The sequence below is a fragment of the Providencia sp. PROV261 genome (assembly GCF_028477945.1).
Taxonomy (GTDB): domain Bacteria; phylum Pseudomonadota; class Gammaproteobacteria; order Enterobacterales; family Enterobacteriaceae; genus Providencia; species Providencia stuartii.
In genome coordinates this window covers 75,439-90,641 of the sequence record NZ_JAMPMC010000011.1, presented here as the reverse complement: position 1 = coordinate 90,641, position 15,203 = coordinate 75,439, and the positions used below count along the sequence as shown (strand labels likewise).

Annotated in this window: 12 protein-coding genes; 10 read left to right on the top strand and 2 right to left on the bottom strand. The window is 41.7% G+C overall.

Annotated elements, in window-relative coordinates; all coding sequences use genetic code 11:
- Positions 1-52: 52 nt before the first annotated feature.
- Positions 53-3,388, bottom strand: coding sequence for an SEL1-like repeat protein (locus PR675_RS07725; protein ID WP_060561127.1), 3,336 nt, complete (start codon positions 3,386-3,388; stop codon positions 53-55).
- A gap of 393 nt (positions 3,389-3,781) precedes the next feature.
- Positions 3,782-4,711, bottom strand: coding sequence for a DMT family transporter (locus PR675_RS07720; protein WP_014656279.1), 930 nt, complete (start codon positions 4,709-4,711; stop codon positions 3,782-3,784).
- 99 nt (positions 4,712-4,810) lie between these two features.
- Between PR675_RS07720 and PR675_RS07715 the strand changes: the two genes are divergently transcribed.
- From PR675_RS07715 to purF, 10 genes are all read left to right on the top strand, one after another.
- Positions 4,811-5,602, top strand: a complete 792-nt coding sequence (locus PR675_RS07715) for an AraC family transcriptional regulator (RefSeq protein WP_004921194.1) — start codon at positions 4,811-4,813, stop codon at positions 5,600-5,602.
- A 132-nt stretch (positions 5,603-5,734) separates the two neighbouring features.
- Positions 5,735-6,865: a 4-phosphoerythronate dehydrogenase PdxB gene (gene pdxB / locus PR675_RS07710; RefSeq protein WP_060561182.1), complete on the top strand. Its 1,131-nt coding sequence runs from the start codon at positions 5,735-5,737 to the stop codon at positions 6,863-6,865.
- 100 nt (positions 6,866-6,965) lie between these two features.
- A complete protein-coding gene (locus PR675_RS07705; protein WP_014656277.1) occupies positions 6,966-7,976 on the top strand; it encodes an aspartate-semialdehyde dehydrogenase in 1,011 nt (336 codons plus the stop codon).
- On the top strand, positions 7,976-8,791 hold the full coding sequence (truA, locus tag PR675_RS07700; protein ID WP_004921188.1) for a tRNA pseudouridine(38-40) synthase TruA: 816 nt from the start codon (positions 7,976-7,978) through the stop codon (positions 8,789-8,791). Before PR675_RS07705 ends, truA begins: the two co-directional genes overlap by 1 nt.
- 128 nt (positions 8,792-8,919) lie before the next feature.
- Positions 8,920-9,606 carry a DedA family protein gene (locus tag PR675_RS07695; protein ID WP_036943938.1) on the top strand — a complete coding sequence of 229 codons (687 nt, stop codon included), beginning with the start codon at positions 8,920-8,922 and terminating at the stop codon, positions 9,604-9,606.
- Positions 9,607-9,765: 159 nt separating this feature from the next.
- Positions 9,766-10,749, top strand: coding sequence for an acetyl-CoA carboxylase, carboxyltransferase subunit beta (gene accD / locus PR675_RS07690; protein WP_036943936.1), 984 nt, complete (start codon positions 9,766-9,768; stop codon positions 10,747-10,749).
- A complete protein-coding gene (folC, locus tag PR675_RS07685; protein WP_192840893.1) occupies positions 10,742-12,031 on the top strand; it encodes a bifunctional tetrahydrofolate synthase/dihydrofolate synthase in 1,290 nt (429 codons plus the stop codon). The genes accD and folC overlap by 8 nt, the downstream gene beginning before the upstream one ends.
- A gap of 5 nt (positions 12,032-12,036) precedes the next feature.
- Positions 12,037-12,717 (top strand): cell division protein DedD, encoded by a 681-nt coding sequence (gene dedD / locus PR675_RS07680; RefSeq protein ID WP_004921181.1) that lies wholly within the window; start codon positions 12,037-12,039, stop codon positions 12,715-12,717.
- Positions 12,718-12,896: 179 nt separating this feature from the next.
- Complete coding sequence (cvpA, locus tag PR675_RS07675) at positions 12,897-13,400, top strand: colicin V production protein (protein ID WP_004921179.1); 504 nt, start codon at positions 12,897-12,899, stop codon at positions 13,398-13,400.
- A 14-nt stretch (positions 13,401-13,414) separates the two neighbouring features.
- Positions 13,415-14,932 carry an amidophosphoribosyltransferase gene (gene purF / locus PR675_RS07670; protein ID WP_036940930.1) on the top strand — a complete coding sequence of 506 codons (1,518 nt, stop codon included), beginning with the start codon at positions 13,415-13,417 and terminating at the stop codon, positions 14,930-14,932.
- Positions 14,933-15,203 lie beyond the last annotated feature (271 nt).

The following is a 15,203-nucleotide window of genomic DNA, read 5'->3' as shown; positions in this document are numbered from 1 at the left end:
AGATGAGGGTATTAATATAATCAACATTAGCACCCTCATTGCTGTAATTAACTTATTTATTCGTATTTTTGTTATCAAAATAATCTTGTACACGTGTTTTGATAGCTTCACGTTGTACATCTGTTAGCGTATTAAACATGGTGACATTATCCGTATCTTTATTGAGAATTAATGCATAGTAATAAGCTTCATTGGTATTTCCGTTTAGGATATGTGACTCATAAAGTTTTTCTAAAGCAATTTCAGGTTCATATTTTAATAAATATTGATACATCTCAATTGCCTTATCTAGATCTCGTGGCATATCGTAAAAGCCTTCGAAATAGATATCAGCAATGCCGATTATATGTTCAGTAGGAAGAGTAAGCTCATTGATAATCTTCTCATCAGCACTTTCCCTCATATTGAGATATTTTTTGAGATATTGAGTAGTACGCTTAAGATTTTCATGATTGACATCAAGGTGAGCATAATAAAAATTATATAGATATTTAGCTGCTCTGATATCACCTTTTTCATAAGCCTTTTGAGCATAATCTAGAGCCTTTTGGGGATTTTGGGTTGTGTAATATTCTGACAATAACATGAGAACATCATCACGATTTTTAGACTGTGACTCCAATAATTCTACATACGCTTTCTCATTTATCGGGCGACGGAATATATAACTATACTGTTCGGTTCCATCTCTATAGGCAGTAAGTAAAGAGTTAAATGCAAGATCTGAAATGATAGGATCGCTTGAGCCTAATCCCTCATGTAGAAATTGAATCATAGACTGGTAGAGTTCAGGGTTTGCAGCGACTTTTTTATTATTTACAGCTAAAGACGCAAAGTGTACTTTAGAATATAAGTCATTTTTCAAGGTTCCCGCTGAGTACAATTCACGCTTTTTGCCATCATTCGTAATGATTTTATCAAGCGCAGGAATAATGATATTTAAATCTTTTTTATCAAGTAATTTGTTATACCAATAGGCCGCAGCAGTATGTTGTTGTTGCTCAATATACCAATGAGAAAGTTTTAATGTCGCATTAATATCATTATTTAAAGCCGGTAATACCAGTGTATTATAGCGAAGCAGTTCATCTTCCTGACAACATGCGAGAGGGTATTGTTTTAGCCACGAAATAGCTTCATACCAATTAGGTTCTGCGATCCAGCGATTTTTTTTATAATCATAAATACCATTTTGCAATGACCTAATATATGTGTAAGCAGATTCTTGATGGCCTTGTTCTCCTGCGGTTTTAAAAAATTGCCTCGCTTTTAAATGATCAATGCTGGCGCCCCGACCATATGTGTGTGCAACGCCTAGTTGATAATTAGTGGTGGCATTTTTATCTTTTAATGTATATTTCTCATCAAACTTATCCATTTCAGCGAGATAGCGCTCACCATCTTTACCTGATTTCTTCAATAATTCACGCGCTTTCGTTCGGTTCGCATTAACAAGGTGTAACCCATATAAATAATTTAAGCCTAAGGTGAGAGCAGCAGATTGATTCCCAGAGGCGATCTGCTTGCTATAATAGCTCATGATTTTAGCTCTGTTTTTTTCGAGCTGACCTTCATCCTCATAATAGGACCATAATTCATGTAATGCTTTAGCACTACCTAAGTTTGCTGCTTGATCTAGATATTTAAGCCACTTAACATTGTCTTCTTTTTGCCCATATTTACCAAATCGATAGACATCGGCTAGCCTGTGGGTGGCTTCGGCATCATTATTGTTGTATTGATTGAGTAGCTCATTGAATTTTTGTTGTTCTTTTTCAATAAGCTTCATATCGGATTCATAATTAAGAAATTCATAATTATCCGGTGTAATATGAATGCGCTTATAATATTTAAGTGCTTTTGAATAGTCTTTTTCGACGCCAAATTTACCATATTGGTAGCGATAACCAAGTTCGGCTAAACAGCGGTTACTTCCTTGGTCAGCGCATTTATTGTGCCACATCCAACGATCATCATTCGTTATCCCCGTGAGTTGGTCAAATCTATTATCATCAAAAAGAGTTCCGGGTAGACGGTCATCATCGACTTTACCATGAATAATAAACAGCATTGCATCAATGGAACCCAGTTCTGCGGCTGTAATTATGTCTTGATAATGTAATGCTAACGCCTTGTCATCAATTGTATTCTTGATGCTCATACGGTTAACATTCGCTATGGCATATTTAAACTTTGCGTCAGGGTTTTGCTTTAATAGAGGTTGAATAGCTGATTTTACTTGCTCATTATTAAGTGACTGTTCAACAAGAAATTGAATTGTTCCAGGATAGTCAAGAAAGTGTTTAAAGAGCAAGTTATAAGCGTTTTGACGCTCTATTGTGGTGAGATAATGATATTTTTGATCCGCTTTTAAAGTTGATAAAATAAGGTAGGCGGCTTGTTCTTTTTCGTGTTTTTCATATTTTATTAGCGCTAATGCATGATGTATATTCGCATCAGTAAAATAATGACTTGCTCTATTGTATAAGGAAAAAGCATATTCTCTATTATTAATCGGATCTTGTTCTAAAAGGTAGTCTGCATAGTAATGCGCTAAGCTATAATCTGGAAACAAGGCGGACTTATTTCTTTCAACACTTTCTCTGAGTATATCCATAACGAAATCTTTTCCAATTTCATCGGATACATCAAATTGAAAATAGAGTCGTGCTAATGCATATTGACTATCTTGTACTAATTTATCATTCGTAATATTTTCTTGTAAAAGACTGATCGCCTTTTTTAAATTTTGCTCTGTACCTAGCGCTAGAGCGTACTTTTTTGCGAGATCATAGTTGATTTCTGCTGATGGTGAGATTTCACTAGCTTTTTGAATTAGTTCAAATGATTTTTCAGGATTATAAAAATGCTTTCTATAGTCTGCATAGAGGTTTCCTACAGTGATCAGTGTTTTTGGAGAATTCGGATATTTTTCTAGCAGCATATTGATATATTTTTTGGCTTGACTATCAAGATACTTCCCTGGTGCATTATAAAGGTTGGTTGATTGGTCAATCATTTCGATTAATGCATCTTGATGCCCAAGTTCGGCAGCTAGCTGAAGGTATTTTTGAGCCTGCAATTGATCGGGTTTTAAACTTTTTCCATATTTGTCACCATTATAGATTTGATACAGTAAATAAGCTTTTTTTGCATAATGATCGTCAACAATCATTGAAAAAATAGTAGGGAGATTAACCGTTGATGATAAGTCATTATTGGCACTTTCGGTCAGTGATATTAAATCCTTTTGGGGGGCATCGGATTGAGAAAATGCATAACTAGGTGATAGTGGTGATATCTGACTTATTGATGGAATAAAACTTAGGCTTATCAATGCAGTTAAAAGCACAGTCGGTGTTATCAGTGGCTTAATATTAGGGAGCATGGTTATCCTTTTTCATATTCATCATAAATCAAGTTGTACTATTATTTTAAACGCGATTACTTATATATTATCAATGCTAGTTTACAGTTGTTAACGCTTGGGGTATTAAAGAATAAACTGATCTTTTTCAGGAAAACCTGAAGCAAAAATTGCGTCAGGTTGTTTTAGCCAGCATGCCGTGATTTGCACGATATCTAACGGCAGTGGAATAAAAAATTTCCTTTTCCTGATAATATTAATTGCTTAGCGAATAACTTGTCCAAAACGGAATGTTTTGCTTATTTATATTTAGTTCAAACTATTCTAATTAATAGGTCATAATAAAAAACATAGCCCCACAAGTGTGGGGCATATGGATTACGACATTGCATTGCTTGAAGCTTAATTTTACTGCTAGGAGTCGTTTAAGCAATCTTTTTTCTGCTCAATTTTTTTCTTGCTCTTAAAAAGATGAGTCAGAGGGGTACGTAATTGCTGTGCTAACATAACACCTAATAATACCACGCCACCACCAATTAAATGGTAGCTTTGCAGCTCTTCACCGAGCGCAAAGATAGCGATGATTGCTGTAAATACTGGCGCTAAATTCATAAAAATCGAGGTCGTATTGGCGCCTAGGCGCATAACCCCTTGGATCCACAATGCAGGTGCGAGGATAGAGGCTGCAATACCCGCGAAGGCCACAAGACCAATGTTGTGACGGTTAAGCGACACGTCATCTGCCAATAAGAAATTGGGAATTAATAAAATAACGCCAAAGAAAACTTGTACATACAGTGAATCCCAACTTGATAATTGAATAGCCCAACGCTTAGTTAAGACGCCATATAAGGCATAAGCGGCAGAGGCAATCAACATCAACAGCTCACCGGTGCCTAATCCTTGGGAAAAGAGCGTTGCAGGGTTACCTTGGCTGACTAACCAAGTTAAACCCGCCAGCGATAACAGAGTACCGATAAAAATACCAACGGTTGGGATCACTCGCAGGACAAAAATACTGATGACAACGGTTAATAATGGGATTAAGGAGTTCATAATTCCCATAAAGGTTGCACTGACAGAATGAGCGGCATAATAGGCTAAGCTTTGGTAGAGCATCATACCCAGCGCCCCTAAAATGGCGAGTTGCCACCAATGTTTTCTGACTATCGACCAGTGACGCAAGACAGAGCGTAGCACAAATGGAGTCATGACAAGCAGAGCTAATGCCCAACGGTAAAAGGATATTGCGGCGGGATCGATAGCGGTTGCCGCGGCTTTATTCACTATCGCATTCATTGACCAAAGTAAAACCGCTATTAGCGGAAATAATAAATTTTTCATTAAAAGTTTCTCCCTAATGAGTGGCGTTAGTATACCGTTGTCAGATTTTTTATATATACTGATATCCAGACATTCGATAACGGTTTTCAGACAACATTTATGCAACAAGATCAAAAATCACCAACATGGCTGATTAATGAATGCAATATTATCGAACCTGCATTCATTGCATTGCGCCATGAACAAATTGATACTCAAAGCGAGTACAAATCGCATTCCCATCCATTTGGTCAATTGTTATATGTGGTGTGTGGCATTATGGAAATGGAAGTCGAAGGCAAACACTACCTTGCACCACCGGAATTTTGTGTTTGGATCCCCGCAAATACACAGCATGCAAGCTTTAATAAGCAGAGTGTGAAATTTCGTATTATCGATTTCGCGCAACGTTTTAGCGATAAATTATCATCCCGTGCTGGTGTGATTAAGCTCAGTCCTATTTTTCAAACAATTATGGCCGATCTTTATCAAAGGGGGGTCGTCGAGCCACAAACGGAGGAGGACATACGATTAGCCAGTGTACTGATTGACCAATTTGCAGTGTCACCTTGCCAAAAAACGTATCTGCCTATCACCAAAGATAAATTCTTATCGCCAATCCTAGCGTCTTTGCAAAAAGACCCTTCCGATAACACCACACTTGCGGATTGGGCAAAACGGAGTTACACCTCAGAGCGTACATTGTCGCGTCGTTGCCAGCAAGAGCTGGGAATGTCGTTTAGCGAATGGCGTCAGCGTTTACGCTATTTGCACGCCGTTTCTGCACTGGAACGAGGGAAAAGCGTACATGAAGTCGCACTGGATGTTGGCTATAGCTCAGCGTCTGCATTTATTGCGATGTTCCAACAGATCTCAGGGGTAACACCCGACCGTTTCCGTGCGAAAGAATAGTGAAATCACAGTAATCGCACATAGGCAATGTGCGTGGAACGTGGCAAAATAAGCACTCATAAAATGAAACAACCATACAGTAGTTTGTATGTTGATCATTGAGCATACAATGACATGATTGGGGCGAATAAAGTGAAAATTTTGGTTGATGAAAATATGCCGTATGCTCAGCAGTTGTTTAGCAAACTGGGTGAGGTTAAAGCCGTACCTGGGCGTCCAGTACCTGAAGTTGAACTTCTGGATGCAGATGCGTTAATGGTACGTTCGATAACAAAAGTTAACCGAGCACTATTAAGTGAAACGCCTGTCAAATTTGTTGGTACTGCCACGGCAGGTTTTGATCATGTAGATACGGCATGGTTGAAGGAAGCCAATATCGCCTTTTCTTCGGCTCCGGGGTGTAATGCCATTGCGGTGGTTGAGTATGTTTTTTCGGCCTTATTGATGCTTGCTGAACGTGACCATTTCGATTTGCGTGATAAAACGGTCGGTATTGTTGGTGTCGGGAATGTGGGTGGACGCCTCGCTAACCGATTATCCGCTTGGGGAGTGAAAACGCTTTTATGTGACCCGCCTCGTAAAGCAAAGGAGGAACAAGGGGCGTTTTTACCGCTGGAAACCTTGTTAGCTGATGCGGATATCCTAACGTTCCATACCCCATTGAATATGGATGGCGCAGATAAAACCTATCATTTAATGGATGCTGAACGCTTATCTAACTTACGTGATGGTACGATTTTAATTAATGCGAGTCGTGGTGAGGTTGTTGATAATCAAGCACTATTGTCTTTGTTAAAGCAAGGCAAAAACATGAGCGTTGTGTTAGATGTTTGGGAGCCAGAGCCTAATTTAGACACTGAATTATTAGAATGGGTAGATATTGGCACACCGCATATCGCAGGTTATACCTTAGAAGGGAAAGCGCGTGGTACGACTCAAGTTTATGAAGCGTACTGCCAATTTTTAGGTCAACCGGACCGTATCGCGCTATCATCGTTATTACCGAAACCGGAGATCAGCGCCATCACTTTTCTCGGTAAATTAACGCAAAGTCAACTCAAAAGGTTAGTTCATCTGGTGTATGATGTGCGTCGCGATGATGCCGCACTACGTGAAGTAGCGGCAATCCCTGGTGAATTTGACAAATTACGTAAACACTACCAAGAACGCCGTGAGTGGTCCTCTCTTGAAGTGCACTGTGATGATGAACAAACGGTATCTCAACTTGCTGCACTGGGTTTTAATGCACATTTAATTAAGTGATCACAGCGTGTCTCGATAAAGGTTGGTGAATGTAACATCAACCTTTTATTAAGACGCGTAGATGATTTCATTTAATGGTTATATTTTTGGAGAAACAGCAATGACTGAAGGTTGGAATATTGCGTTATTGGGAGCCACCGGGGCTGTCGGTGAAGCTATTTTAGCATTATTACAAGAACGCGAGTTCCCTGTTGGCGAATTGCATCTATTGGCGAGTGAACGAAGCGCTGGAGAAAGCCTGCGTTTTAATAATAAAAGTTATCAAGTTCAAGACGCTACCGATTTTGATTGGTCACAAGCTCAAATCGCGTTTTTCGCCGCTGGGGAAGAAGCCAGTTTATATTATGCAGAGCGTGCCGCCCAAGAAGGGTGCATCGTGATTGATACGAGTGGTGTATTTGCGCTTGAACCTGACGTACCTTTAGTTGTTCCCAGCGTGAACCCTCATGTGCTTGCTGATTACCGTAACCGCAATATTATTGCACTAGCGGATAGTTATGTAAGTCAGTTACTTAGTGCGACGAAGCCATTGATTGAAGCGGCGGGTATCGGCCGTATCACCTTAACAAACATGTTGTCTGTTTCCTCCTATGGCAAAGCGGCTGTTGATGAGTTAGCGGGGCAGAGTGCTCGCTTATTAAACGGTATTCCTGCGGAAGAAGGGCGTTTTAGTAAACAATTGGCGTTTAATATGTTGCCTATGCTGGCAGATATGGAAGGCAGTGTACAGCAAGAACGCCGTTTAGTTGAACAAGTCAGAAAAGTTTTACAAGACGATGGACTACCTGTTGCGGTGAGTTTTATTCAATCGCCTGTGTTTTATGGCAATGCTCAAGTGGTGTATCTCGAAACATTGCGTCCTGTTGGAGTAGAAGAAGCTCGAGATGAACTGGAACGTTTTGATGATATTCAGGTCTCAGAAGAAGGTGATTATCCAACTCAGGTCACTGAAGCATCGGGTAATGATCGCTTAAGTATTGGCTGTATTCGTAATGATTATGGTATCCCTGAAATTTTGCAATTTTGGTCGGTGGCCGATAATGTGCGTTTCGGTGGCGCTTTAATGGCAGTGGAAACGGCTGAAAAACTGGCTCAGGAGTTGTTTTACTGATGTCAGAGTCAACAAAGTTGTCTCGCATTGCGTTAGGCATCGAATACAATGGGAGTCGTTATTATGGATGGCAGCGCCAACAGGAAGTGAAAAGTGTGCAAGGCTGTCTTGAAGACGCTTTGTCAAAAGTAGCGAATCATCCGATTAATGTATTTTGTGCAGGTCGCACGGATGCAGGGGTTCACGCAACGGGGCAGGTGGTGCATTTTGATACCCCTGTGATCCGCAAAGAAGCCGCATGGACAATGGGAGTCAATACCCATTTGCCAGAGGATATTGCGGTACGTTGGTGTAAACCTGTCGATGAAGAGTTTCATGCGAGGTTTAGTGCAACAGCACGCCGTTACCGTTATGTCATCTTTAATCACCGTTATCGGCCAGCGATTTTGTCCAGTGGAGTGACACATTTTCACTATCCACTAGATGAAAAAAAGATGCATGAAGCGGCGCAAGCTCTGTTGGGGGAAAATGATTTTACCTCATTCAGAGCAGTCCAGTGTCAGTCGCGGACACCTTGGCGTAATGTGATGCATGTGCAAGTCACACGTCACGGTAATTATGTCGTGGTGGATATTAAAGCCAATGCTTTTGTTCACCATATGGTCAGAAATATAGTGGGAAGTTTGCTAGAAATTGGCTGCGGTAATCAGGATATTAATTGGATGGCACAATTGCTCGAACTAAAAGACAGAACGAAAGCTGCGGCAACTGCCAAAGCTGATGGTTTGTATTTAGTATCCGTTGATTATCCTGAAAAATTCGCTTTACCGTCGAATGTGATGGGGCCGTTGTTCTTAGCGGACGAACTGATGTGAATCTAATTTTATATACTCTAAATAATTTCAGAAGCAGCTAGGTGACTTGTGTGGATGTGCAGAGTCAACAGTGCCGTCATTGAAGGTATCATGAGTATAGCATGGATGCTATTGATAATGAGGTTTGTATGGAGTTTATCAGTTTTATTATCGACTTTATTTTGCATATCGATGTCCATCTAGCAGAGTTAGTTGCTGAGTATGGTGTATGGGTGTACGGTATTTTATTTCTGATCTTGTTTTGCGAAACTGGGCTGGTCGTTACCCCATTTTTGCCGGGAGATTCGCTGCTGTTTGTCGCAGGGGCTATTTCCGCGTTAGATAGCAATGATTTAAACGTACATTTAATGGTCGCATTGATGATTACAGCCGCTATTCTTGGTGATGCTGTTAATTATGCGATCGGGCGTATTTTCGGCGATAAACTGTTTAAAAACCCGGATTCAAAAATATTCCGTCGTGTTTATCTGGAAAAAACCCATGCTTTCTATGAGAAGCATGGTGGTAAAGCAATTATTTTGGCTCGTTTTGTGCCGATTGTTAGAACATTTGCGCCATTTGTTGCGGGAATGGGCAAAATGTCTTATCGTCATTTCGCCTTTTATAATGTGACAGGGGCGTTATTATGGGTACTGTCATTCACTTATGCAGGTTATCTGTTTGGTGATCTACCCGTTATACAACAGAATTTGAAATTATTGATAGTGGCAATTATCTTTATTTCAATTCTTCCGGGGGTGATCGAAGTGATTCGTCATCGTCGTGCCGCCGCGAAAGAAAAACGTGTTGCGGTTGAAAAAAGTGATAATCCATAACGGATTTAAAAGTTTTTATCCACAGTGGTGTACCATTGTGGTTTAATGGCACAAAATTACATACTGGCGTTTTACCTGAGTGAGTTGATGTGGCAATTATTTTTGTTGCTTGAATTCGCTAAGGAAAGTCAGAGATCAATCAGACGAAAAGGTCCATTAATGAGCTGGATTGAAAAAATATTAAAAAAAGGTAACTTGACCCAATCAAACAAAGTCAACATCCCTGAGGGTGTTTGGACAAAATGTGATAGCTGTGGGCAAGTCCTCTATGGGGCTGAATTAGAGCGTAACTTACAAGTATGCCCTAAATGTGATCATCACATGCGTATTCATGCACGCCAGCGTCTTGAAGCTTTCCTCGATGAAAACTCGACAACAGAATTAGGCAGTGAGCTTGAGCCAAAAGATGCGCTGAAGTTCCGTGATTCCAAAAAATATAAAGATAGACTCTCAGCGGCTCAAAAAGAGACCGGTGAAAAAGATGCTATCGTCGTAATGAAAGGAACGTTAAAAGGAATGCCAGTTGTCGTGGCGGCTTTTGAGTTCTCTTTCATGGGAGGCTCTATGGCTTCCGTGGTAGGTGCACGTTTTGTGCGTGCGGTTGAACAAGCTCTAGAAGATAACTGCCCATTGGTTTGTTTCTCTGCTAGTGGCGGTGCGCGTATGCAAGAAGCGCTGTTATCACTGATGCAAATGGCAAAAACCAGCGCGGCATTGGCCAAAATGCAAGAGCGTGGGTTACCTTACATTTCTGTGTTAACTGACCCAACCATGGGGGGGGTTTCTGCAAGTTTGGCGATGCTAGGTGATATCAACGTGGCTGAACCAAAAGCGCTGATCGGTTTTGCAGGTCCTCGCGTTATCGAGCAAACTGTGCGTGAAAAGCTACCTCAAGGCTTCCAGCGTAGTGAGTTCTTACTGGAAAAAGGGGCGATTGATATGATTGTTCGTCGCCCTGAAATGCGTGATACCTTGGCAGATGTATTGGCAATGTTGACTAACAAGCCAAGTTTTAATACCACTGAAGATACATTAGTCGTCGAAGAAGAGGATGTGAAAATCGATATCGCCAGTGACGATGCTGTCATCGATGCTCCTGAGCAAGTAAAGGACTCTGCTAAGCATAAAAAAGATGATGAATAATCAGTTTACAATCCCTAATGCCGAGTCTCCGCTGGAGGCTTGGCTCTCTTATCAGACAAACTTGCACAGCCAAAATATTGATATGGGGCTAGAGCGAGTTGGCTTAGTCGCCCGCAAAATGGGTTTAACACAACCCGCACCTCGCGTCATTACCGTCGGTGGTACTAATGGTAAAGGTACAACCTGCCATACGATTGAATCTATTTTGATGGCTGCCGGTCTGAAAGTAGGTGTTTACAGCTCACCACACCTTGTTCGTTATACGGAACGTGTTCGTATCCAAGGTTCGGAATTGACCGAGTCCGACTTTTGCCGTGCCTTTGCTGAGATTGAACAAGAGCGAGGCGATATTTCTTTAACCTATTTTGAATATGGCACGCTGGCGGCATTAACGTTATTTAAGCAAGCCTCATTGGATGTCGTGATCCTTGAAGTGGGTTTAGGTGGTCGCTTGGATGCGACGAATATCGTCGATGCAGATGTCGCGGCGGTGACCAGTATTGCACTCGACCATACCGATTGGTTAGGGTCAGATAGGGAACATATCGGTTTTGAGAAAGCCGGTATATTCCGCGGTGGTCGCTATGCGGTTGTCGGTGAACCTGATATGCCTCAGTCAATTGGTCAACATGCCGAAAATATCGGTGCGTTGCTGTTTCGTCGGGATAAAGATTGGTCATTTGAACAACAGCATGATTGTTGGGCATGGCAGAGTCGTCAATGCCAATGGCTGAATTTACCACTACCTAATGTGCCGTTAGCAAATGCAGCGACCGCATTGGGGGTGATATGTTGCCTTAAAGAGATTGATAGCCAACTTGCGATTAAAATCACTGATCAGGCAATTCATGACGGCTTGCGATCGGCTCAGTTACCGGGGCGCTTCCAAATTATTGGTGAAAAGCCATTAATGATTTTGGATGTCGCGCATAACCCGCACGCTGCTGGATATTTGATAAACCGCTTAGCACAACTGCCTGCTGTGGAAGGGCGTCGTGTCAGAGCCGTGGTGGGAATGCTTGGAGATAAAGATATTCAAGGTACACTCACCTGTTTATCAGAGCAAGTGACGGATTGGTATGTGGCTCCTCTTACTGAGTTTCGTGGGGCGCCTGCCTCGCAGTTGAGTCAATATCTTGATTCACCTCAAGTATTTGATTCAGTCGATGACGCGTGGCAAAAAGCGTGCCTTGATGCAACAGATAACGACATCATTGTTGTTTGTGGCTCATTCCATACGGTCGCTCACGTAATGATGTTGTTAGAAAATTCAAAAGGATAAAATCGGTGGCGAGTAAATTTCAGAATCGTCTTGTCGGTGCCATTGTTTTAATCGCGGCGGGGGTCATTGTATTGCCTGCGCTACTTGATGGCGATAAGAAATATAATGAAAATGAATTTGCGGCCATTCCTATTATTCCTAAACCTGGTGATGAACAGGATATCGAAGCTATTGCACCGCTGGCACAAAATCCGGCGTCAGGCCAAGCTTCTGAGGCTATGCTGTCAGAAGCGATTTCCGAGCAGAAGCAGGAGGAGCAACAGCGACAGCGTGAGCAACAAGCCGCTGCAAATTCTGCCTCTCAACCTCAAGAGGTGCCGAATATCCCTGCTGAGGCACCTAAACAGGTGGAGCCAAAGCCTGAACCTAAACCAACGCCAAAACCTGAGGTTAAAGTAGAGCCGAAGCCAAAACCTGAGCCTAAGCCAGAAGTACAGGCCCCACAAGGTAAAGCTTTTGTGGTACAGCTTGGGGCGTTGAAAAATGCAGCAAAAGTTGAGGAAATTGTCGCAAAATTGAGGTTGTCAGGGTATCAGGTTTATACCGTACCTTCACGGCCAGTCAATGGGCAACTGACGCGAATTTTTGTCGGACCAGAAGCTTCAAGGCAATTGTTAGAAGGCGCACTACCTGAGCTACGTTCAATCACGGGGCTACAGGGAGAGATTAGGGCTTTTAAGCCATGATATTAAAATAGGAATATCACAAAAAGCCTGAGCTTTTAATCAATTACAGCGGCGAAGATGAATTTTTCTTTTCGCCGCTGGTTTTTTTAAATTGTATGTAAATTGGTTACGCAAACGTTTTCGTTTTCTGTTAGAATGCACTCCAGCCACTGCCGTGGGTGCGAATTTTGGAATAAGATATGGTCTGGTTAGATTACGCAATTATTGCCATCATTGGCTTCTCGGCATTGGTAAGCCTGATCCGTGGGTTTGTTCGAGAGGCGTTGTCACTAATCACATGGGGTTGTGCTTTTTTTGTTGCTAGTACATTTTATCCTTACTTGGCGGAATACTTTACGCGCTTTGAGGATATACTGGTACGAAATGGTATCGCCATTGCAGCATTATTTATTGCGACATTAATTGTCGGTGCTGTTGTGAACTATGTCATTAGTTCTCTGGTTCAAAAGACTGGCTTATCGGGTACAGATCGTGTTCTGGGGATCTGCTTCGGAGCGTTGCGTGGGGTATTGATTGTATCGGCATTACTCTTTTTTCTCGATACTTTTACGCCCCTACCTCAAAGTGAGGATTGGCAACGTTCGGAACTTATTCCGCAGTTCAGTCATATAATCAGGTGGTTCTTTGACTACCTGCAAAATGCGTCAAGTTTCCTACCGGAGAATATTTCTCCGTCTGGCTGATGAGGAAAGACTAAATGTGCGGTATTGTCGGTATCGCCGGTGTTACGCCGGTTAACCAATCAATTTATGATGCTTTGACGGTGCTTCAGCACCGTGGGCAAGATGCAGCAGGGATTGCTACCATTGATGGCAAAAATAATATTCGCTTACGTAAAGCGAATGGCCTCGTCAAAGATGTCTTTGAAACGCGGCACATGCTCCGACTACAAGGTAATATGGGGATCGGTCATGTCCGTTACCCAACCGCAGGTAGTTCGAGTGCATCAGAAGCGCAGCCCTTCTATGTGAATTCACCTTTTGGTATCACCCTTGCTCATAATGGTAATCTGACAAATGCGCATGAATTAACGCGCCGTTTATTTGAAACCGCCCGCCGCCATGTCAACACAACCTCCGACTCTGAGATTTTGTTGAATATATTGGCTTATGAATTAGACCGTTTTGACCACTTTCCGTTAGAGCCAGACAATGTGTTTACGGCGGTTGCGGCAATGCATAAAAGGTTGCGTGGCGCATACGCATGTGTTGCATTGATTATTGGGCACGGTATGTTGGCGTTTCGTGACCCTTATGGTATCCGTCCATTGGTCTTGGGGCGCCGCATATTAGAAAACGGTGCACAAGAGTACATGGTCGCTTCAGAAAGTGTTGCGTTGGATACGTTAGGCTTTGAATTCTTACGTGATGTCGCACCCGGTGAAGCGGTTTATGTGACAGAGCAGGGGCAGTTGTATACTCGCCAATGTGCAGAAAACCCACAATTAACGCCTTGTTTATTTGAATACGTCTATTTTGCTCGTCCAGACTCTTTTATTGATAAGATCTCGGTTTACAATGCGAGACTACGTATGGGGCAGAAATTAGGTGCTAAAATTGCCCGTGAATGGGAAGATCTGCAAATTGATGTGGTTATTCCAATTCCAGAAACCTCTTGCGATATCGCCCTAGAAATTGCCCACATATTAGATAAACCATATCGCCAAGGATTTGTCAAAAATCGCTATGTGGGGCGCACCTTTATCATGCCAGGCCAGCAGGAGCGTCGTAAGTCGGTGCGTCGTAAGCTCAATGCAAATCGTGCAGAGTTTCGTGATAAAAACGTATTGTTAGTGGATGACTCTATCGTGCGTGGCACGACCTCAGAGCAGATTGTCGAACTCGCTCGTGAAGCTGGCGCGAAAAACGTCTATTTTGCTTCCGCTGCACCAGAAGTGCGCTTCCCAAATGTGTATGGCATTGATATGCCGAACGCGAATGAATTGATCGCCCATGGGCGTGAAGTCGATGAAATTCGTAAACTGATTGGGGCAGATGGATTAATTTTCCAAGATCTGAATGACTTGGTTGATGCCGTTCGTGAAGAGAATCCAGAAATTAATGAGTTCGAGTGCTCTGTATTTGATGGTATCTATGTCACAAAAGATATTGATCAAACTTATTTAGATTATTTAGAAAATCTCCGTAAAGACGATGAATTAAAAATTAAAGATCAAAATGAAATTGAGAACCTAGAAATTTATAACGAAGGTTAATCATTTCTTTATACATATTAAGAATGCCAGCGAGATGATTGCTGGCATTTTTTTATTCACCGCGATTGATTCTACAAATACTTTTCAATAAAAACATTCAAAAAAACTGCATATATTTTAATCTTTAAATTAGTCAGTGATGAAAACAGTTGCTAACCTGAAATCGGTTTCTTGCTCTTATTTAATCACCATAAGCGATTTTTATTTGATTACCAGATACCAAAAGACAATAAAGATATTAGGCTCTTATTTGAGATAAAATAGGTAATTA